The following is a 20185-nucleotide window of genomic DNA, read 5'->3' on the forward strand; positions in this document are numbered from 1 at the left end:
GCACTGGCGCGCGACGATGCCGGAATGGCAGATAAAGACGTCCTCGGCCGGGCGGGCGAGGACCGCGCCGCCCGGTACTTCGAGGCGCAGGGATTCACCGTCCTGGCGCGCAACTGGCGATGCCGCGACGGCGAGATCGACCTCGTGGTCGCCGATCGCTCGGCAGTGGTCGTCGTCGAGGTCAAGACGCGGCGTGATGAGGGGTTCGGGCACCCGTTCGAGGCGATCGACGCCCGAAAGCGGGGAAGGCTCTGGCGCCTCTCGATCGCGTGGGCGAGTGCGCACCGCGAGCTCGTGCAGGGACGACGGCTGCGCATCGACGCCGTCGGCCTCATCGGCGGCGATCCTCGCACCGCGCGCTTGGAGCACCTCGTCGACGTGGAGGTGCCGTGAAGGTCGCACGAACCTGGGCGGTCGCCCTCGTCGGGGCCGAGGGCGAATGCGTCGAGGTCGAGGCGGACCTCTCGAATCAGCAGCCGGACTTCCGGATCATCGGGCTTCCCGACAAAGCTCTCGGCGAGTCCGTCCAGCGCGTGCACAACGCCTGCGCGAACACCGGCACGCCGCTCACGCGACGACGCCTCACGGTCAATCTGTCGCCCGCGAGTCTGCCCAAGCAGGGCTCCGGATTCGACGTCGCCATCGCCGTCGCGTCTCTCGCCACCGAGACCTCCATGGATGCGGCCTCCGTCGCGTCGGCGGTCCACATCGGTGAGCTCGGGCTCGACGGGCGCCTCCGGCCGGTGCCGGGCGTCCTTCCGGCCGTGGTGGCCGCGCGGCGGGCCGGCCATCGACGCGTCGTCGTTCCCCACGCGAACGGCCCCGAGGCGTCGCTGGTGGAAGGCGTCGAGGTCCTCGCCGCCGTCAACCTCGCGCAGGTGATCGCCTGGCACGGCGGTGACGTCGAGGTCACCGCCGACGAACCGGTCGCTCTCCCGGACGACGAGGAGGCGGCCGAGCCCGCGCTGGATCTCGCGGAGGTGATCGGCCAGCGCGACGCCGTCGAGGCGCTCGTGGTCGCAGCGGCGGGCGGTCATCACCTGCTCATGTGCGGGCCGCCCGGGGCGGGTAAGACGATGCTCGCACGGAGGCTGCCCGGAATACTCCCCGAGCTCGACGACCGTGCGGCGCTGGCGGCGGCGTCCATCCGGAGCCTCGCCGGCTCCCGCGTGGTCGAGCTCTCGCGCACCCCGCCGTTCGTCGCCCCGCACCACAGCGCGAGCGTCGCCGCGCTGGTCGGCGGCGGTTCCCGAGTGGTGCGCCCGGGGGCGATCGCGCGCGCGAGCGAGGGGGTGCTGTTCCTCGACGAGGCCGGCGAGTTCGCAGCCAGTGCGCTGGATGCCCTGCGTCAGCCCCTCGAGTCCGGCGCCATCACGATCGACCGCGCGGGCGCGCACGCCGAGTATCCCGCGCGGTTCCAGCTCGTGCTCGCCACGAACCCGTGCCCCTGCGGTGACTACGGCATCCGCGGCGGCACGTGCACGTGTCCACCGGCCGCGATCCGCCGCTATCTCGGCCGGCTGTCCGGACCGCTCCTGGACCGCATGGACATCGAGCTGACGCTGACGCGCGTCGCCGTGGCGCAACGCGGCACCGGGCCGACGGTCTCGACCGAGAGCGCGCGAGCGCAGGTCGCCGATGCGCGGGCACGCGCGCGCCACCGCCTCGCCGAGACGCCGTGGAAGGTGAACGCCGACGTGCCGGGAACGTGGCTGCGCGAGGGACCGGCCGCGCCGTCTCCGGTCGTCCGGCGCCCGCTCGACGCCGCACTCCGCCGCGGATCGCTCACCCTGCGGGCGTACGACCGGGTCTTGCGCGTCGCCTGGTCGTTGGCTGACATCGAGGGCCGCGGCCAGCTCGGGGCGGAGCATGTCGGGCGCGCCCTGTACCTGAAGAAGGGGATCGCACTGTGATCGCGTTCGACCTGAGCGCAGACGCCGCCCGACGGGCCTTGTCGCCCGCCGGCATCGAGTACGACGCGGATGAGGGCCGGACTCGGTATGCGACGGCTGTCTGGTGTCAGCTCATCGAGCCGGGCGACTCCGTCGCCGGCCGCATCATCGGCGCGCGCGGCGCCGTCGCGGCGCTGGAAGCCGTGCTCGGGGGCGCAGCGCTTCCCGAAATCACGCCGAAGGAACTCGCCGAAGGGCGCAAGCGCTGGCTTCCGCGGCTGTCGGCGGGCGCGGTGGCCGAATCACTGGCCACAGCGGCGGCACGCGGCGTGACGCTGCTCACGCGCGGCGATCCGGACTGGCCGGCCCAGCTCGACGACCTCGGCGCGCATGCGCCCCTGTGCCTGTGGGTGCGCGGCGATGCCTCGGCGCTGCGCCGGCTCGAGGCATCCGTCGCGATCGTCGGCGCCAGGGCCGCCTCCCACTACGGCGACCACGTGGCGAGGGAGCTCGCCGCCGACCTGGCGGGCACAGGCATCGCCGTGGTGTCGGGCGGCGCCTACGGCATCGACGGCGCAGCGCACCGGGCCGCCCTTCTCGCCGGCGGACTCACCGTCGCGCTCCTCGCGGGCGGCGCCGACCGCGCGTATCCCGCGGGCCATACGCAGCTGATCGACGACGTCGCCCGACGAGGTGTCGTGGCGAGCGAGGTGGCGTGCGGCTCGGCGCCGACGAAATGGCGCTTCCTGCAGCGGAACCGGCTCATCGCCGCTCTCTCCGCCGCGACGGTGGTCGTGGAAGCCGGCTGGCGCAGCGGATCGCTCAACACCGCGGGCCATGCGGCGACGTTGTCGCGCCCGCTCGGCGCCGTGCCCGGCCAGATCACATCCGCGACGTCGGCAGGCACGCATCGGCTCATCCGGGAGTACGGCGCCCAGTGCATCACGAGTGCGGATGACGTCCGCGAGCTGCTGGGGATGGGAGGGGCGATGGATGCCGCACTCTCCGTCGGCGGGACGTACACCGGGGACGCGACCCGTGTGAAGGATGCCATGAGCACCCGGGTGTGGCGGGACGCCCGCGCGATCGCGCAACGCGCAGGGATGGCGGCCGACGTCGTGGAGGGGATCCTCGGGCTGCTGGCGCTCGATGGGGCGGTGGAGTCGGGGATCGAGGGATGGAGGCTGCCACGGGTAGGAGCGTGATCGGCGGGCGGCGGAGCGTCTTCGGGTGCGTCGCAACACCGCCGCGCGCACGCGCGGGCGCAAGCTGGACGCATGGACATCCACGAGGCAGCGGCGGCCTACCTGCGCCACCTCGCGGAGGTGCGCCGCCTGTCTCCGGCGACGGTGCGGGCCTATCGCTCCGACCTGGACGGACTCGCCACCGCCTGCGGCGACATCGACCTGGTCGCGGTCGATCTCGACAAGCTCCGCGACTGGCTCTGGCACGCCGTCCAGCGCGGCGACAGCCGCGCGACGATCGCGCGGCGCACGGCGGCCGTCCGGGGCCTCTTCGCCTGGGCGACCGAGACCGGCGCGATCCCGGCTGACCCGAGCCTTCGCCTGGTCGCACCGAAGCGCGGCAAGACGCTCCCCAAGGTCGCGACAGCGGACACCCTCAGCGGGGTGCTCGACCGGCTGGCATCCGCCGCCGCCGAGGGCGACCCGGTCGCGTTGCGCGATCACGCCATCCTCGAGCTGCTGTACGGAGCTGCCGTGCGTGTCTCCGAGCTGTGCGGGCTCGACGTCGACGACCTCGACCGCGACCGACGCACTGCTCGCGTCCTCGGAAAGGGATCGAAGGAGAGGGTCGTGCCGTTCGGCGTGCCGGCGCTCCGGGCGGTCGAGGCCTACATCGTCCGCGGCCGACCGTCGCTCCTCGCCAGACGCGCGGACGACGTGCCCGTGCCGGCCCTGTTCCTCGGTGCCCGGGGCGGTCGGATCGGCGCACGTGCGGTGTACGACCTCGTGTCGCGCGAACTCGGCCCCGAGCTCGGGGCGCAGGTGGGACCGCACGCGCTGCGTCACTCTGCCGCGACGCACCTCCTCGACGGTGGCGCAGACCTCCGCGCCGTCCAGGAGATGCTGGGCCATGCGAGCCTCGGGACCACGCAGATATACACGCACGTCTCGAGTGAGCGACTGGCTGCCTCCTACCGCCTCGCGCACCCGCGGGCCTGAAGGGCGGCTAGCAGCAGGGAAGGAGCACGGCCCGCGGCACACCGCCCAGCAGCACGAGCGGGTTGATGTACGCACCGTCCAGCCGGACGCCGAAATGCACAGCGCCGGGCTCAGCGTGTCCTCCGGCCGAGATCGTGCCCAGGGGAGTGGATCGTTCGACCGGGGTCCCGACGGCAAGCCCGGGGTCGACCGGCTCGATCGTCGACACCAGGCCGTCGCCATGGTCCACGGTGATCACTCCGCGCCCTGCGACCTGTCCGGAGAACGCCACCACGCCTGGCGCCGGGGCGCGCACCACGCCGTCTCCTGAGGGCAGCAGGTCGATTCCCCGGTGACCTGGCCCAAACTCGTGCGGCGGTGCGACGAAGGGGTGCACGAGCCGGAACGGGTGAACCGGCCAGGTCCAGTCCCGCGCGACCGACACCATCCCGCCGTCGGCGACCGGCGCGGGCTCGGGCTCACGGACCGCGGCGGCCTGTGCGGCAGCGGGTGCGGCCGCAAGGAGAACGCTGAGGGCCATCGCGCCCACGGCACGACGGTGCGACCCGCAGCGGAATCGGCGTTGGCGAGTGGGAACCGATCGCGACATGATCCCACCGTGACCGTGCGGTGAACGCCGTGGATCTGTGGCACCGACACCCGTGGAGAAGGCGCGCATTCGGCCGTCGGGGGAGGAGGAGCGGCCCGGCCGCTCCTGATACACTGACTGTGCACTCCGCATGTCGGGGTGACTCCGCGTGCCCATAGCGCCGCAAGCCCCGAGCCTGACGAAGGGTGCGGCGCGGCATCCATCCCCAACGGTCCTGGCGAACGCTTCCGAGCGAGCGCGAGGCGGGAATGAGCCGGGCACCAGGCCACGCCGGCCACGAGCCGGCGCGAGAACAACCGCAACAGGCGCGCACGCGCCGGAACAGGAGAACGGCCATGGCCGTCGTCACCATTCGCCAGCTGCTCGACAGCGGCGTCCACTTCGGACACCAGACCCGCCGGTGGAACCCGAAGGTCAAGCGCTTCATCCTCACGGAGCGCAGCGGCATCCACATCATCGACCTGCAGCAGTCGCTGACGTACATCGACAAGGCGTACGAGTTCGTCAAGGAGACGGTCGCCCACGGCGGCACCGTCCTCTTCGTCGGCACCAAGAAGCAGGCGCAGGAAGTCATCGCCGAGCAGGCGACCCGCGTGGGCCAGCCCTACGTCAACCAGCGCTGGCTCGGCGGTCTGCTCACCAACTTCTCGACCGTGTCGAAGCGTCTCGCGCGCATGAAGGAGCTCGAGGAGCTCGACTTCGAGGACCCGGCAGCGAGCGGCTTCACCAAGAAGGAGCTCCTCCTCAAGAAGCGCGAGCTCGACAAGCTCCACAAGTCGCTGGGCGGCATCCGCAACCTCCAGAAGACGCCCTCGGCCATCTGGGTCGTCGACGCCAAGCGCGAGCACCTCGCCATCGACGAGGCGTCGAAGCTCGGCATCCCGGTGATCGGCATCCTCGACACCAACGCCGACCCGGACGAGTTCCAGTACCCGATCCCCGGCAACGACGACGCGATCCGCTCGGTGGGCCTGCTCACCCGCATCATCGCCGACGCCGCCGCCGAGGGCCTGATCCAGCGCCACCAGCCCACCGACGAGACCGCTGACGCGGAGCCCCTCGCCGACTGGGAGCGCGAGCTGCTCGAGCAGCCCGCGCCCTCCGACGAGGCCGTGGTGACCGACGTCGCCGAGGTCGAGACCATCGCGACCGAGTCGGCTGCCGACGAGGCGGGCGCCGAGGCCGCTGAGACTGTCGAGGTCGCTGAGGCCGCTGAGGCGACCTCCGCCGAGTAAGGCTCACACACACTCCGCCCCGGCGGGATCGCCCAGATCGAACGGTCCGGACGGTCCCGCCGAGGCATCCACGAGAACTCACCAATTCAAGGAGCCGCCACCCATGGCAAACTTCACGATCGCTGACATCAAGACGCTGCGCGAGCAGCTCGGCACGGGCATGGTCGACACCAAGAAGGCGCTCGAGGAGGCCGACGGCGACCTCGAGAAGGCCGTCGAGATCCTGCGCCTCAAGGGTGCGAAGGGCAACGCCAAGCGCGCCGACCGCTCCACGAGCGAGGGTCTGGTCGCGGCCAAGGAGGTCGACGGTCAGGTCACGATCATCGAGCTGAACACCGAGACCGACTTCGTCGCGAAGAACGAGCGATTCATCGCCCTTGCGGAGAAGGTCCTCGACGCCGCCGCGGCTGCCCACGCCGACTCGGCCGAGGCCGCCCTCGCCGCGTCCGCCGGCACCCAGACGGTCGCCGAGCTCATCTCGGACGAGGCCGCGATCATCGGCGAGAAGGTCGAGCTGCGTCGCGTGAACACGCTCTCGGGCGACAAGTTCGAGATCTACCTCCACAAGACCAGCAAGGACCTGCCGCCGCAGGTCGGTGTCGTCCTCGCCTACTCGGGCGACGACGCCGAGACGGCGCGCAGCCTCGCACAGCACATCTCGTTCGCGAACCCGTCGTACCTGTCGCGCGACGAGGTCCCCGAGGCCGAGGTCGAGAAGGAGCGCGAGATCGTCACCGAGATCTCCCGCAACGAGGGCAAGCCCGAGGCCGCCCTTCCGAAGATCGTCGAGGGCCGCGTCAACGCGTTCTTCAAGCAGGTCTCGCTGCTCGACCAGGACTACGCGAAGGACAACAAGCAGTCGGTCGCGCAGGTCGCGAAGGACGCCGGTCTGACCTTGACGGGCTTCGCCCGCTATAAGGTCGGCGCCTGACCTTCTGAGAAGGCCCGCATCGGCAAGCCGATGCGGGCCTTTTCTCATGCCCTTCGGTAGTTTGTCGTAGACGAGAGGACCACAGTGATCAACGAGAACACCGGGCGCCGCCGCGTCCTTCTGAAGCTGTCCGGCGAAGCGTTCGGCGGAGGCCAGCTGGGTGTGAACCCCGACGTGGTCAGCCAGATCGCCCAGGAGATCGCGGCCGCTGTCGACCGCGTCGAGATCGCGATCGTCGTCGGCGGCGGCAACTTCTTCCGGGGGGCCGAACTCAGCCAGCGCGGCATGGACCGCGGCCGCGCCGATTACATGGGCATGCTGGGCACCGTCATGAACGCCCTCGCCCTGCAGGACTTCCTCGAGCAGGCGGGCGCCGCGACGCGCGTGCAGTCCGCGATCTCGATGACACAGGTCGCCGAGCCGTACATCCCGCGTCGCGCCGAGCGGCACATGGAGAAGGGCCGCGTGGTCATCTTCGGCGCCGGCGCCGGCCTGCCGTACTTCTCCACCGATACGGTCGCCGCCCAGCGCGCTCTCGAGATCGACGCGCAGGAGGTGCTCGTCGCGAAGAACGGCGTCGACGGGGTGTACACCGCCGATCCGAAGAAGGATGCCTCGGCCACCCTGATCGATCGCATCACGTATCTCGACGCGTTGCAGCGGGGTCTCAAGGTCGTCGACTCGACCGCGTTCAGCCTCTGCATGGACAACCGCATGGACATGCGCGTGTTCGGCATGGAGCCCGCGGGCAACGTGACGAAGGCTCTGCTGGGCGACACCATCGGCACGCTGGTCACGGCGTGACGCGTCCCGCGTCGATAGACTTGACCAGCCCCATCTACGCGAAGGAGACACTGTGATCGCGGACGTCTTGGCCGATGCCGGAGTGCGCATGGACCGCGCCGTCGAGGCTGCGAAGGAGGACTTCGCCACGGTGCGCACCGGACGCGCGAACCCGCAGCTGTTCCAGAAGGTCCTCGTCGACTACTACGGCAGCCCGACGCCGCTCGCGCAGCTCGCGTCGATCAACAACCCCGAGGCGCGCACACTCCTCATCACGCCGTACGACAAGTCGGCGCTGAAGGCGATCGAGCAGGCGATCCGCGACATCCCGAACCTCGGTGTGAACCCCACGAACGACGGCAACCTCGTTCGCGTCACGATGCCCGAGCTCACCGAGGAGCGCCGCAAGGAGTACGTGAAGCTCACGCGCACCAAGGGCGAGGACGCGAAGGTCCACGTGCGCGGCATCCGTCGCAAGGCGAAGGACGACATCGACGCGCTGAAGGGCGAGGTCGGCGAGGACGAGCTCGCTCGCGGCGAGAAGGAGCTCGACGCGCTCACGCGCGCGCACGTCGACGCCATCGACGAGGCGCTCAAGCGCAAAGAGGCCGAGCTCCTCGAGGTCTGAGGTCTGCCCATGACCGACGCATCCGACCCGCCGCGGAGCGACCAGCCGTCCTCACCGCAGACGCGGCGCGAGGCCGGCGAGGCACGCCGTGCCGCCGAGACCCCTGACACGGGCCCCGCACTGCAGTCTCATCTGCGCGCGGCGCGCAGCGAGTTGGAAGGCCACGTCGCGCAGGCGCGGGCCGATTTCGAGGAGGCGAACGAGCGCATCAAGGAGCGGACGGGGCGCGACCTGATCGTCGCGATCCTCATCGGCCTCGCGATCGGTCTCGTCCTGCTCGGGTCGCTGCTGTTCGTCAAATGGGCGTTCGTGCCGTTCGCCCTGGCCGCGGCGCTGCTCGCGCTCTTCGAGTTCTCTCGGGCCCTCATCGCGAGCGGTCGCCGGGTCGATCTGATCCCGCAGCTCATCGCGGGTGCGGTGGTCGTGCTGTCGGCGTACTTCGTCGACTCGTGGCTGCACTGGGTGCTGCTGTTCGTCGCACTCGCCTTCGTCGTGGTGTGGCGACTGGTCGGTCAAATGGCGTCGCACGACGGCAGGCCGTACGGTCTGGTGCTGGGCGACGTGCTCATCGCGACGTTCCTCCAGCTCTATGTCGCCTTCCTCGGAAGCCTCACGCTCGTGCTGCTGGCGAAGGAGGGCGGCGAGTTGTGGGTCCTGTCGTTCATCATCGTCGCCGTCGCGGTCGACACGGGCGCCTACGCCGCGGGGATCACGATGGGCAAGCATCCCATGGCTCCCCGCATCAGCCCGAAGAAGACGTGGGAGGGCTTCGCGGGTGCCGCTGCGGCCGCGATCCTCGCCGGCGTGCTCGTCGGGCTCTTCATGCTGGGCCTCGAGTGGTGGATGGGCGCCGTGTTCGGCATCCTCATCCTCGCCACGGCCACGGTCGGCGACCTGGGAGAATCGATGATCAAGCGCGACCTCGGGATCAAGGACATGAGCTCCTGGCTCCCGGGTCACGGCGGCGTCCTGGATCGCCTCGACTCGATCCTCCTGTCGGTCGTCGCGGCGCTGACCCTCTACTACCTCTTCACTCCGCTGGTGGCATCATGACGGCATCCGAGACGACCGCCCGGGCGTCCTTCCCCGAAGCCCGTGGGCGCGAGAAGGGCTACGACAAGCAGCCCGTCGACGAGTTCCTCGCCCGCGCACGCGCGTCGTTCGAGCGCGGCAGCGACGCACTCACGTCCGCCGACATCCGTCAGGTCGCGTTCCCGCTGGTGCGCCACGGCTACGCCATCGCTTCGGTGGACGCCGCACTCGGCCGCATCGAGGATGCCTTCGCCGCCCGCGAGCGCTCGTCGGCGGTCGCTGCCACCGGTGCCAGGGAGTGGGTCGGCCACACCCGCGAGCTCGCCCAGGAGGTGCTGGACCGCCTCAGCCGGCCGGCCAAGCGCCGCTTCGACCGCGTGTCGCCGCTGCGCTACGGCTACCGCATCGCGGAGGTCGACCTCGTCACCGACAAGCTCGCGCGGTTCCTCGAGACGGGCGACTCCGTCACCGTCGAGCAGGTGCGCTCCGTCGCGTTCCGCATGCAGCGCGGGGGGTACCGCGAGACGCAGGTCGACGCCGTGCTCGATGCCGTCGTCGAGGTGATGCTCGCCGTCAAGTGAGACGCGCGGGTCCGCGGATGGCACCTCGTCGTGCCGGTATGCGAGAATCGGGACACTGTGACTTCTGGAAACGAGCTGTACCCGACCAGACGCGCCCGACGTCACGAGGTGGCGGCCCGGTCTGCGAGGCCGGTCGCGGTGGCAGCATCCAGTCCCTCGACGCCGTCTTCGCCGCCCCGCAAGCCTGCTCCGCGCTGGTCTCGTCGCCGTGGTGTCGTCGGCGCGTTCGCCGCCTTCGCTGTGCTCGGCTTCGTCGTCGCGTACATCGGTCCGACGGGACTCGCGCTGGCCCAGGCGAGCGCCGACGAGGAGTCGCAGGTCTCGCTCTACGCCAGCGGACTCGATGACGTCCAGTCCCGCGCCGGCGACGAGTCCGCGGCAGATCCGGAGCCCGCGGCTCTCGACCGCGGCAACTACACGGTCTACGTGAAGCCGAAGCCGACGCCGACCGTCCAGGCATCGACCTCCACGTCGTCGTCCTCCGGCGGGTGGCGTCCTCCGTTCGTCACGCCGGACCCGGGCAGCGCGCAGGCCATCGCCTACGACATGGTGCTGGCGCGGGGCTGGGGAGACGACCAGTTCGCCTGCCTCGTCGCGCTCTGGAAGAAGGAGTCCGGCTGGCGCGTCAACGCGTACAACGCGGGCAGCGGCGCCTACGGCATCCCGCAGGCGCTCCCGGGCAGCAAGATGGCCAGCGCCGGCGCCGACTGGGAGACGAATCCCGCGACGCAGATCGCCTGGGGTCTCGGTTACATCGGCGGCCGTTACAGCACGCCGTGCGGCGCGTGGGACCACTCGCAGCGCACAGGCTGGTACTGAGTCGTGCCGCGCTCCAACCGCCGTCGACACGATTCGGGCGGCGACGACTCGTTCGAGCGCCTGCTCGCGGGCTGGAAGCGCACCGAGATGCGCCGCGGTGTCGAGTGGACCGTGCAGCCGGTCTCGGCCGCACAGGCGCAGAAGCCGTACACGTGCCCCGGGTGCGGTCGGCAGATCGACGTCGGCGTCGCGCACCTGGTGGCGTGGCGCGCCGACGGCGTGCTGGGCGACGCTGCGGACCTCGCCGCACGGCGGCACTGGCATCAGCACTGCTGGAAGGTGGCCTGACATGGAGATCCGCGGACCGATGCTGCTGCCCGCGCGCCGCGAGGACATCGAGCTCGAGACGCTCGATGGGCTGACCCTCGTCGGCGAACTCGCCCTGCCCGAGACCCGCGAGCCCGTCGCGACGCTCGTGACGCTGCATCCGCTTCCGACGGCCGGCGGCTTCATGGACTCCCACATCCTGCGCAAGGCGGCCGGGCGCCTTCCCGCCCTCGCCGATCTCGCCGTGCTGCGGTTCAACACCCGCGGGACGACCTCGCCGCGCGGGACCAGCGACGGTTCGTTCGACGGCGGTCGTGCCGAGGCCTTCGACGTCGCTGCGGCGATGGACTTCGTGCGCGAGCGCGGCCTCCCGCGACCGTGGTTCGTGGGCTGGTCGTTCGGCACCGAGCTCGCGCTCAAGTACGGTCGCGACCACGGCGTCGAGGGCGCGGTGCTGCTGTCGCCGCCGCTGCACCGCGCGACCGACGAAGAGGTCGCGGCGTGGGCGGGGGACGAGCGTCGTCTGATCGTGCTCGTCCCCGAGTTCGACGACTACCTTCGACCGGATGCCGCGGCCCAGCGCTTCGCGAGCGTCCCGGAGGCCGTCCTGATCCCGGTCGAGGGCGGCAAGCATCTGTGGGTGGGGGAGAACCAGACCCGCCGCGTGCTGACCGAGATCGTCGCTGCGGTCAACCCCGACGCCCTGCCGCTGCCGCTCGAATGGCACGGCCCGGCCGCCGAGGGCTGAGCCTCAGCGCTCGTTCTGACGCGGGATCACGACCTGTCGGTAGATGATCAGGATGCTGGCGGCCACGGGGATCGCGACCAGGGCGCCGAGCAGGCCGAGCAGTGATCCACCGGCGAGGGCGGCGATCACGACGACCGCACCGGGCACCGCCACCGCGCGTCCCATGATGCGCGGCGAGATCACGTACGCCTCGATCTGCATGTAGATCAGGTAGTAGATCGCGGCGATCAAGGCGGTCGTGGGGGAGCCCACGACCAGGCACGTGAACACGATGATGATCGAGCCCGTGAGCGTGCCCACGAGAGGGATCAGCGAGAAGAAGAAGGCGATCACCGCGAGCACGGCGGGGAACGGCGCCTTGATGATCGTGAGGAAGATCGCGCTGAGCACACCGTTGATGAGGCCGAGCGTGACCTGGCCGATGACGTAGTAGCCGACCGAGTCGGTGATCTGCTCGCCGAGGTCCATGAAGCGCGCACGCTTGGACGCCGGGACCAGCTGGTAGACGGCGCGCTTCAGGTTCGGCGTCGACGCCGTGAAGTAGATCGTGAGGATCAGCACGATGAACGCACCGGCGAACCCGGCGATGAGGGCGCCGATGATCGCGATGATGCTGCCGCCGACCTCGGAGCCGATCGCGCCCACGTCGAGCGAGGCGTACCAGTCCTCGATATAGCCCCACACCTCGTCGACGTTGAGGGCGGGGAAGACCGCGTGCAGCCAGTCCTGGATCGCACTCACCGGATCATCGAACTCGCCCTTCTCGGCGAGGTCCTGGATCGTCGTGACGAGCTGACCGATCTGCTGCACGATGATCGGCACGACCATGAGGATGATCCCCGCGAAGACGGCGAGCACCCCCAGGATCGTGATGAGGACGGCCGCCCAGCGCGGCAGCTTGCGGCGCTCGAGCCAGGCCACGATCGGATCCAGGCCCAGCGACAGGAAGAGCGCCGTGCCGACGTACAGCAGGATCGTCTGGAGGTTCTGGATGCTTCCGATGAGCAGCAGCCCGAGCCCGACACCCAGCGTCGCGAGCAGCGCTGTGCGGAACGGGTTGTGCAGCTTCATCGAGTTCCCCCTCAAGTCGACACGGTGTCGATTCGTCTGTTCGCCCAGGATACGCATCAGGGACGTTCAGCCCCGGGAATGCCGCCTCCCACGCGCCTCTCAGGTCGTATTCGCTAGTCTGAACTGTCGAATCGAAGGGCTGCGCTGTGTCCGCGCGCCCCGGAAAGGTGTTCTTCGTGCGTTTCGTGTGGGCCGTGGCGGCTTTCGTGCTCGCCACCGTGATGATCGGTGCGGGCATCGCCCAGCGGACGATCTTCCAGGGACCCAAGACCGAGACCGCGGCGATCTCGGTCGAAGAGCAGACTCCGTATCTCCTCATCGACGGCGCCGTGCTCAACCAGATGCCCGGCACGCAGACGCTGCGCGCCCAGGCCGAGGGCGACATCTTCGCCTCTTACGGCCGCACCGCCGACATGGAGGCCTGGCTCTCCGACTCGACCTACACCCACGTCACGCTGGACGACCAGGGCGCCCTCGACACCCAGGTGGTCGAACCCGCAGTCGACGCGACCGTCGATCCCGCTGCTGAGGCTCCGGCCGAAGATGCGGCAGCCGGTGACGCTGCCGCCGACGACGCGGCCGCGACCGATGACGCGACAAGCGGGGACGCCGCCGCAGAGACGACCGGTCGCACGCCTGTCGGATCGGACCTGTGGCTCGACGAGTACCAGCAGACCGACCTTCTCATCGCTCCGCTGCAGCTGCCGGAGGACATGAGCGTGCTCGTCGCCGCGGACGGCACCGCCCCCGCGCCGAGCAAGGTGACGGTCTCCTGGCCGCTGCAGACGTCGACGCCGTGGGCGGGGCCGCTCATCGTCGTCGGCGGCATCCTGATGGCGGTCGGCGTGTTCCTGTACATCCTCGGCATCCGCCACGCGCGCCGTAAGCGCGGGCCGCGACGCAAGGGGCTGCCGCTGCCTGTCACCGAACCCATCGACATCGCGATCGACCACGACGACAAGGGCGTGATCAGCAGCGCGAAGCCGACGCGGCGCGCCGTCTCGAGCGCCGGCCGTCGCGCGTTCGCGGTGCTCCCCGTGGTGGCCGTCTCGGCGCTGCTGTTCTCGGGCTGCTCGGCCGATGCCTGGCCGCAGCTCGGCTCGTCGCCGACGCCGTCGCCCACCGCGACCGTGATCGCCCCCGACGGCCAGCAGGCGCCGGCCGTCACGAAGGCCCAGGCCGAGCGCATCCTCACCCGCATCGCCGCCACGGTGGCAGACGCGGACGCGGCGATGGACGGCGACCTCGCCGACACGCGCCTCGAGGGCGCGGCACTCGCGGCACGCGACACGAACTACAAGCTGCGGGCCGCCCTCGGCGACTACCCGGCGCCGGCGCCGATCCTGGCGAAGCCTCTCGAGATCATCCTGCCGCAGGCGTACGACGGCTGGCCGCGCTCGGTCATCGCCGTCGCGGACGACGACGAATCCAAGACGTCGAGCATCATGGTGCTGACGCAGCAGGATCAGTGGGCGGACTACAAGCTGTCGTATGTCGGAAGCCTGGAGGCCTCGACGACCCTTCCCGACCTCGCGCCCGCCTACATCGGCGCACCGCAGGTCGAGCCGGACTCGCCGTTCCTCCTGCTGCCGCCGAACGAGATCGCCGCCGCGTACTCGGACATCATCACCAACGGTGAGTCCAGCCAGTACTACGACCTCTTCGAGGCCGACGGCGACCAGCTCCGAGCCAGCATCGCGGCCGACCGCCAGCGCCGGCTCGAAGAGTTCAACAAGACCGCATCGTCGACCGGAAACCTGGAGTTCAGCTCGGCAGCCGGGGTGCAGGAGCCGTTCGCGCTGCAGACGGTCGAGAGCGGTGCGATCGTCGCCGTGAACATCAACGAGATCGACACGGTGAAGCCGACCAACGCGGACGCCGTGATCAAGGTCAACGACAACCGGACGGTCAAGACGCTCGCCGGCGTCGACCAGTCGCAGACCGGATTCGCGACGACCTTCAGCGACCAGGTGTTCTTCTACGTGCCCGGTCCGGGGTCGAACGAGAAGATCCGGCTGCTCGGTTACTCGTCCGACATCCTCGATGCGAAGATTCTGTAGTGACCGATCCCACTCTGGGCGCCTCGCTGCGCGGTGCCGTCGACCTGTCCTCCCTCCGTAACCGTCCGGCGCCCGCCGCGCCGGGTGAGGAAGCTCCGGCCGGCGCCGGCGTCGCGGTTCCGTCCCTCGTGCTGGACGTCACCGACGAGACGTTCCCGCAGGTGCTCGAGCTGTCGCGCACCGTCCCCGTGGTCGTCGATCTCTGGGCCGAGTGGTGCGGCCCCTGCAAGCAGCTGAGCCCGATCCTCGAGAAGGTCGTGGTCGAACTCGGCGGCCGCGTCGTGCTGGCCAAGGTCGACGTCGACGCCAACCCCCAGCTGTCGCAGGCGTTCCGCGCCCAGTCGATTCCGATGGTCGTCGCCCTGGTCGCCGGCCAGCCGGTGCCGATGTTCACGGGCGCCGTGCCTGAGCAGCAGGTGCGCGAGGTGTTCGCGCAGCTCCTTCAGCTCGCCGCGCAGAACGGCGTGACCGGCTCCGCGTCCGTCGACGGAGAGGCACCCGAGGAAGCCCCCGCCGAGGAGCCGCCGCTTCCTCCGCTGCACGCCGAGGCGTTCGCGGCCATCGAGGAGGGCGACTACGCGCGCGCCGTCGCCGCGTACGAGCAGGCCCTCGTCGAGAACCCCCGCGATGCGGAGGCACGCGCCGGCCTCGGGCAGGTGCGCCTGCTCGACCGTGTGCAGGGCGTCGATCTGCAGGCCGCCCGCGCGGCCGCAGCATCCGCCCCTCAGGACGTCGCCGCGCAGTTCACCGTCGCCGATCTCGACCTCGCCGGCGGGCACGTCGAAGACGCCTACGGGCGCCTGCTCGATCTGTTCGCCCAGCTTCCGGCTGATGAGCGCACCCCGGTGCGCGAACGGCTGCTCGAGCTCTTCGCGCTCGTCGGGGACGCCGACCCGCGCGTCATCGCCGCCCGGGGTCGCCTGGCGTCGCTGCTGTTCTGAGCGATCCGCTCACCTGACGACGGAGTATCCACTTCGCTGATGAGGGCCCCGGATGCTGCATCCGGGGCCCTCATCGCGCGTCGGAGGATTCTCAGCCCTTCGTGGGCGACGGGATGTGTGCGTCCGTCCGGTGGCGCAGCCACAGGACGCCCAGCGGCGGCAGCACGAGCGACGCGCGGCCGCCCGCACCCGCGTGGACCACGCCGAGGTTGCCGACCCCCGACCCGCCGTACAGCTGCGCGTCGGTGTTGAGGATCTCGTCCCACACTCCCGTCTCGGGCAGGTCGAGCTCGTAGGACGAGATCGGGTTGCCCGAGAAGTTCGCCGCGACGACGATCGTGTTGCCGTGCCAGTCCCTCCGGGCGAAGGCGATCACGTTGGGGTTCCACTTCGGCGCACCCAGGCGCGTGAACGCCGCACCGTCGCTGTCGCGCGCCCACAGTGCGGACTCCTCGCGGTAGACCCGGTTGAGCGCGCCGACGAACTGCTGGAGCTGGGCGTGCGTGGGCTGATCGAGCAGCCACCAGTCGAGCGAGCGGCCTTCCGACCATTCCGAGAGCTGACCGAACTCCTGGCCCATGAACAGCAGCTGCTTGCCGGGGTGCCCCCACATGTAGGCGAGGAATGCGCGCATGTTGGCGAGCTTCTGCCAATGGTCGCCCGGCATCCGTGAGAAGAGGCTGCCCTTGCCGTGGACGACCTCGTCGTGGCTGATCGGCAGCACGTAGTTCTCGCTGAACGCATACACGAACGAGAACGACAGCTCGCCCTCGTGGTGGGAGCGATAGATCGGATCGCGCGCGATGTACTGGAGCGAGTCGTTCATCCAGCCCATGTTCCACTTGAAGCCGAAACCGAGTCCGGCCTGGCTGGTGGGCGCGGTGACCCCGGGGAAGCTCGTCGACTCCTCGGCGATCATCGCGATGCCGGGATACCGCTTGTATGCGGTGGCGTTCACCTCCTGCAGGAAGCGGATCGCCTCGAGGTTCTCGCGGCCGCCGTGCACGTTCGGCGCCCACTCGCCGTCCTCGCGCGAGTAGTCGAGGTAGAGCATCGAGGCCACGGCGTCCACGCGCAGCCCGTCGACGTGGAACTCCTCGAACCAGTAGAGCGCGTTGGCGACCAGGAAGTTGCGCACCTCGTTGCGACCGTAGTCGAAGATGTACGTGCCCCAGTCGCGGTGCTCGCCCCGCCGCGGGTCGGCGTGCTCGTACAGCGGCTCACCGTCGAAGCGGGCGAGGGCGAAGGAGTCCTTCGGGAAGTGGCCCGGCACCCAGTCCATGATCACGCCGATGCCGGCCTGGTGGAGCCGGTCGATGAGGTACCGGAGGTCGTCGGGGTGCCCGAATCGGCTGGTCGGTGCGTAGTACCCGGTCACCTGGTAGCCCCACGACCCCCCGAACGGGTGCTCGGCGAGCGGAAGGAATTCGACGTGGGTGAAGCCCTGCGCGCTCACGTAGTCGATGATCTGGTCGGCGGCCTCGCGGTACGACAGCCCCTGACGCCACGAGCCGAGGTGGAGCTCGTAGACCGACATCGGCCGCGACACCGGGGTCGACTTGGCACGCTGAGTGAGCCAGGCGGCATCGCCCCACGAGTAGGAGGACTGGACGACGACGGATGCTGTGGCCGGCGGCACTTCGGCGAACCGGGCCATCGGGTCGGCCTTGAGCACCCAGTCGCCGTTGCGGGCACGAAGTTCGAACTTGTAGGTCGAGCCCTGGCCGACGCCGGGGATGAACAGCTCCCACACGCCGCTCGCGCCCATCGAGCGCATCGCGTGCCCCTGGCCGTCCCAGCCGTTGAAGTCGCCCACCACGCGCACCGCGCGGGCGTTGGGCGCCCACACGGTGAAGGCGGTTCCCGGCGAGCCGTCGTGCTCGCGCTCGTGGGCGCCGAGCACACGCCACAGCTCCTCGTGGCGTCCCTCGCCGATGAGATGCAGGTCGAGCTCGCCGATCGTGGGGGAGTGGCGGTAGGGGTCGTCGGCGATGAAGTCGGGACCGTCGGGGTACGTGGTCAGCAGCTCGTACCGGTTCAGCGCTCCCGCGCGCGTCCCCTCCCAGATCCCGCCGTGCACGTGCTCGAGCGGCACGCGGGTGCCATCGGCGAACACCGCGGTGACGCTGCGCGCCAGCGGCCGGCGGGCGCGAACGATCCAGGTCGCGGTGCCCTCGGCATCCGTGTCGGGATGGATGCCGAGCACGGCGTGGGGATCGTGGTGCGAGCCCGTCGCGACGGCATCGAGGATCTGGTCGGCGGGCGTCATCGGGACTCCTTCACGTGGAGGATGTGGACCGGCTCGGTGAACGCGTCGAGCATCACGAAGTTGTGATCCGACCACGTCCACCGGGCGCCGGTGACGAGGTCCTCGACCTCGTACGGCGTGCCCGGCTCGACGCCCCACACACGGGTGTCGAGGTGGACCATCGTCTGACGCACCGAGTGGGGGTCGGTGTTGACGACGACGATGATCGTGTCGCTGCGGCCGTCGGGAGACAGCGCGGCGTCGAGGTGCTTGGCGTAGACCAGGATGGCGTCGTCGTCGCTCCAGTGGACGCTGAGGTTGCGGAGCTGCCGCAGGGCCGGGTGCGCGCGCCGGATCTCGTTGAGGCGGGTGAGGAACGGCGCGAGCGAGTCGCCGCGCTCGACGGCGCCCGCCCAGTCGCGGACCTTGTACTCGTACTTCTCGTTGTCGATGTTCTCTTCGGAGCCCGGGCGTGCGACGTTCTCGTAGAGCTCGTAACCCGCGTACACGCCGTAGCTGGGGGCGGCGGTCGCCGCGATGGCGGCACGGATGCGGTACGCGGCCCTGCCGCCGAACTGGAGGTACTCCGTGAGGATGTCGGGCGTGTTGACGAAGAGGTTGGGGCGGAGGAAGGCGGAGGTCTCGTGCGCGAGTCCCGAGAGGAACTCCTCGAGCTCCGCCTTCGTGTTGCGCCACGTGAAGTACGTGTAGCTCTGCTGGAAGCCGGCGGACGCGAGGCTCTGCAGCGGAGCCGGACGCGTGAACGCCTCGGCGAGGAAGACGACGTCCGGCTCGTCGGCCGATACCGTCGCGATCAGCCACTCCCAGAACTGCAGCGGCTTCGTGTGGGGATTGTCGACGCGGAAGATGCGCACGCCCTGGGCGATCCAGTGGCGCACGATCCGCAGCACCTCGGCGCGGATCCCTGCCGGATCGTTGTCGAAGTTGACCGGGTAGATGTCCTGGTACTTCTTCGGCGGGTTCTCGGCATAGGCGATCGACCCGTCGGGGAGGGTCGTGAACCACTCCGGATGTGCGGCGACCCACGGGTGGTCGGGCGCGGCCTGCAGCGCGAGGTCGAGGGCGATCTCGATGCCCGCGTCGCGTGCTTTGCGCACGAACGAGCGGAAGTCCGCGAGTGTGCCGAGGTCGGGGTGGACGGTGTCGTGGCCGCCGGCCGCCGAGCCGATCGCCCACGGCGAGCCGGGGTCGCCGTGACCCGCGTCGAGCGTGTTGTTCGGCCCCTTGCGGTTGAGCGTGCCGATCGGGTGGATCGGCGGCAGGTAGAGAACGTCGAAGCCCATGTCGGCGACGGCCGGGAGCCGCTTGACCGCCGTGCGGAACGTGCCGCTCTTGATGGTGCCGTCCTTGAGGCGACGGGCCCCTTCCGATCTGGGGAAGAACTCGTACCAGGCGCCGACGCCGGCGCGTTCGCGCTCGACGAGCAGCTCGAGGTCGTCCCCGATGGTCACGAGCGACATGACAGGCCGCTCGTGGAAGTACTGTGCGATCGCAGGGTCTTCGACGATCGACAGCGCCCCGGCATCGTCGACCTCGGTGTCGCGCAGGGACGCCGCCGCGTCGGCGAGCGCCCGGCGTTCCGCCGCGGGGCGGCCCCTCTCGGCGCCGGCCTGTTCGAACAGGCGAGCGCCCATCTCGCGCATGAGAGGGACGTCCACCCCCGCCGCGATCTTGAGCGATGCGGCGTGCTCCCATGTCGCGAAGTCGTCGCCGAAAGACTCGAACCGGAATCGCCAGATGCCCTGCTCGAGCAGGGCGATCTCGGTCCGCCAGCGGTCGAAGCCGTCCTCGAGCGGGTCGAGGCGGTGCAGCGATTCGTCGCCGGAGGGTGAGAACAGCCGCACCTGCACGCCGATGCGGTCATGCCCTTCGCGGAACGACGTCACCCCGAACGGCACCACCTCGCCGGCGAACGCCGTGGGCCGGTAATCGCCCCACGGAACCGCCGGTGTCGGCTGAGCGAGAGGAACGCGCCGCGCTGCGGTATCGCGTTCCGCCTGCCAGGCGCGGGTCTTGCGGACGGGGAGTGCCGAGGCGCTCCGCCACGGGCGGGAGCGCACGGAGCGCGTCTTCGTGACCACGACTCGAACCTATCGCGCGCCCGACCGGGATGACAGCGACGTGACGCGGTGCCGTGATTTCACCGACGGTTCCGA

The 20185-nt window shown here is 70.2% G+C and carries 19 protein-coding genes; 15 read left to right on the forward strand and 4 right to left on the reverse strand.

The features are described 5' to 3' along the window. Window positions 1–24: 24 nt before the first annotated feature. The 4 genes from ACFVSU_RS01180 (at window position 25) to ACFVSU_RS01195 (ending at window position 4075) form a co-directional block, all read left to right on the forward strand. Window positions 25–393, forward strand: coding sequence for a YraN family protein (locus tag ACFVSU_RS01180; RefSeq protein ID WP_387136915.1), 369 nt, complete (start codon window positions 25–27; stop codon window positions 391–393). Further along, window positions 390–1913 (forward strand): YifB family Mg chelatase-like AAA ATPase, encoded by a 1524-nt coding sequence (locus ACFVSU_RS01185; protein WP_387136917.1) that lies wholly within the window; start codon window positions 390–392, stop codon window positions 1911–1913. Before ACFVSU_RS01180 ends, ACFVSU_RS01185 begins: the two co-directional genes overlap by 4 nt. Next, complete coding sequence (gene dprA, locus ACFVSU_RS01190) at window positions 1910–3097, forward strand: DNA-processing protein DprA (protein ID WP_387136919.1); 1188 nt, start codon at window positions 1910–1912, stop codon at window positions 3095–3097. The genes ACFVSU_RS01185 and dprA overlap by 4 nt, the downstream gene beginning before the upstream one ends. A 72-nt stretch (window positions 3098–3169) precedes the next feature. Further along, complete coding sequence (locus ACFVSU_RS01195) at window positions 3170–4075, forward strand: tyrosine recombinase XerC (RefSeq protein WP_387136921.1); 906 nt, start codon at window positions 3170–3172, stop codon at window positions 4073–4075. A 7-nt stretch (window positions 4076–4082) separates the two neighbouring features. Here ACFVSU_RS01195 and ACFVSU_RS01200 read toward each other — a convergent pair whose 3' ends face one another. Further along, window positions 4083–4595 (reverse strand): murein hydrolase activator EnvC family protein, encoded by a 513-nt coding sequence (locus ACFVSU_RS01200; RefSeq protein WP_387138654.1) that lies wholly within the window; start codon window positions 4593–4595, stop codon window positions 4083–4085. Between the two features lie 404 nt (window positions 4596–4999). Between ACFVSU_RS01200 and rpsB the strand changes: the two genes are divergently transcribed. From rpsB to ACFVSU_RS01245, 9 genes are all read left to right on the forward strand, one after another. After that, entirely contained in the window at window positions 5000–5899 is a 900-nt protein-coding gene (rpsB, locus tag ACFVSU_RS01205) for a 30S ribosomal protein S2 (protein WP_387136923.1), read from the forward strand. A gap of 103 nt (window positions 5900–6002) precedes the next feature. Then, entirely contained in the window at window positions 6003–6830 is an 828-nt protein-coding gene (gene tsf, locus ACFVSU_RS01210) for a translation elongation factor Ts (RefSeq protein WP_387136925.1), read from the forward strand. 84 nt (window positions 6831–6914) lie between these two features. Beyond that, window positions 6915–7634, forward strand: a complete 720-nt coding sequence (gene pyrH / locus ACFVSU_RS01215; RefSeq protein WP_045297882.1) for a UMP kinase — start codon at window positions 6915–6917, stop codon at window positions 7632–7634. A 52-nt stretch (window positions 7635–7686) separates the two neighbouring features. After that, window positions 7687–8241, forward strand: coding sequence for a ribosome recycling factor (gene frr / locus ACFVSU_RS01220; RefSeq protein ID WP_045297881.1), 555 nt, complete (start codon window positions 7687–7689; stop codon window positions 8239–8241). A gap of 9 nt (window positions 8242–8250) precedes the next feature. Then, on the forward strand, window positions 8251–9294 hold the full coding sequence (locus ACFVSU_RS01225) for a phosphatidate cytidylyltransferase (RefSeq protein WP_387136928.1): 1044 nt from the start codon (window positions 8251–8253) through the stop codon (window positions 9292–9294). Beyond that, window positions 9291–9854, forward strand: a complete 564-nt coding sequence (locus tag ACFVSU_RS01230; protein ID WP_387136930.1) for a DivIVA domain-containing protein — start codon at window positions 9291–9293, stop codon at window positions 9852–9854. Before ACFVSU_RS01225 ends, ACFVSU_RS01230 begins: the two co-directional genes overlap by 4 nt. A gap of 57 nt (window positions 9855–9911) precedes the next feature. After that, window positions 9912–10673: a lytic transglycosylase domain-containing protein gene (locus ACFVSU_RS01235; RefSeq protein WP_387136932.1), complete on the forward strand. Its 762-nt coding sequence runs from the start codon at window positions 9912–9914 to the stop codon at window positions 10671–10673. Between the two features lie 3 nt (window positions 10674–10676). Continuing rightward, a complete protein-coding gene (locus ACFVSU_RS01240) occupies window positions 10677–10961 on the forward strand; it encodes a hypothetical protein (RefSeq protein ID WP_387136934.1) in 285 nt (94 codons plus the stop codon). Window position 10962: 1 nt separating this feature from the next. Beyond that, a complete protein-coding gene (locus tag ACFVSU_RS01245) occupies window positions 10963–11688 on the forward strand; it encodes an alpha/beta hydrolase (RefSeq protein WP_375872003.1) in 726 nt (241 codons plus the stop codon). Window positions 11689–11691: 3 nt separating this feature from the next. Here the strand turns inward: ACFVSU_RS01245 and ACFVSU_RS01250 are convergent, their stop codons facing one another. Next, on the reverse strand, window positions 11692–12759 hold the full coding sequence (locus tag ACFVSU_RS01250) for an AI-2E family transporter (RefSeq protein WP_387136937.1): 1068 nt from the start codon (window positions 12757–12759) through the stop codon (window positions 11692–11694). Between the two features lie 176 nt (window positions 12760–12935). On the opposite strand from ACFVSU_RS01250, the gene ACFVSU_RS01255 reads away from it, so the two are divergent. Together ACFVSU_RS01255 and ACFVSU_RS01260 are read left to right on the forward strand one after the other, a co-directional pair. Then, a complete protein-coding gene (locus ACFVSU_RS01255) occupies window positions 12936–14819 on the forward strand; it encodes a glycosyl transferase (RefSeq protein ID WP_387136940.1) in 1884 nt (627 codons plus the stop codon). Beyond that, complete coding sequence (locus tag ACFVSU_RS01260; RefSeq protein WP_387136943.1) at window positions 14819–15760, forward strand: tetratricopeptide repeat protein; 942 nt, start codon at window positions 14819–14821, stop codon at window positions 15758–15760. The genes ACFVSU_RS01255 and ACFVSU_RS01260 overlap by 1 nt, the downstream gene beginning before the upstream one ends. Window positions 15761–15851: 91 nt before the next feature. Here the strand turns inward: ACFVSU_RS01260 and glgB are convergent, their stop codons facing one another. Beyond that, window positions 15852–18029: a 1,4-alpha-glucan branching protein GlgB gene (gene glgB, locus ACFVSU_RS01265; RefSeq protein ID WP_387136946.1), complete on the reverse strand. Its 2178-nt coding sequence runs from the start codon at window positions 18027–18029 to the stop codon at window positions 15852–15854. After that, on the reverse strand, window positions 18026–20110 hold the full coding sequence (locus ACFVSU_RS01270) for a maltotransferase domain-containing protein (protein WP_387136949.1): 2085 nt from the start codon (window positions 20108–20110) through the stop codon (window positions 18026–18028). The genes glgB and ACFVSU_RS01270 overlap by 4 nt, the downstream gene beginning before the upstream one ends. Window positions 20111–20185: the final 75 nt, after the last annotated feature.

It is taken from the genome of Microbacterium sp. NPDC058062 (assembly GCF_042885375.1).
Lineage (GTDB): Bacteria > Actinomycetota > Actinomycetes > Actinomycetales > Microbacteriaceae > Microbacterium > Microbacterium trichothecenolyticum_C.

Coding starts and splice junctions, on each gene's coding strand:
- ACFVSU_RS01245 (WP_375872003.1), top strand. CDS start 10,963: ATGGAGATCCGCGGACCGATGCTGCTGCCCGCGCGCCGCGAGGACATC.
- ACFVSU_RS01195 (WP_387136921.1), top strand. CDS start 3,170: ATGGACATCCACGAGGCAGCGGCGGCCTACCTGCGCCACCTCGCGGAG.
- glgB (WP_387136946.1), bottom strand. CDS start 18,029: ATGACGCCCGCCGACCAGATCCTCGATGCCGTCGCGACGGGCTCGCAC.
- rpsB (WP_387136923.1), top strand. CDS start 5,000: ATGGCCGTCGTCACCATTCGCCAGCTGCTCGACAGCGGCGTCCACTTC.
- ACFVSU_RS01200 (WP_387138654.1), bottom strand. CDS start 4,595: ATGGCCCTCAGCGTTCTCCTTGCGGCCGCACCCGCTGCCGCACAGGCC.
- ACFVSU_RS01250 (WP_387136937.1), bottom strand. CDS start 12,759: ATGAAGCTGCACAACCCGTTCCGCACAGCGCTGCTCGCGACGCTGGGT.
- ACFVSU_RS01230 (WP_387136930.1), top strand. CDS start 9,291: ATGACGGCATCCGAGACGACCGCCCGGGCGTCCTTCCCCGAAGCCCGT.
- tsf (WP_387136925.1), top strand. CDS start 6,003: ATGGCAAACTTCACGATCGCTGACATCAAGACGCTGCGCGAGCAGCTC.
- ACFVSU_RS01225 (WP_387136928.1), top strand. CDS start 8,251: ATGACCGACGCATCCGACCCGCCGCGGAGCGACCAGCCGTCCTCACCG.
- ACFVSU_RS01180 (WP_387136915.1), top strand. CDS start 25: ATGGCAGATAAAGACGTCCTCGGCCGGGCGGGCGAGGACCGCGCCGCC.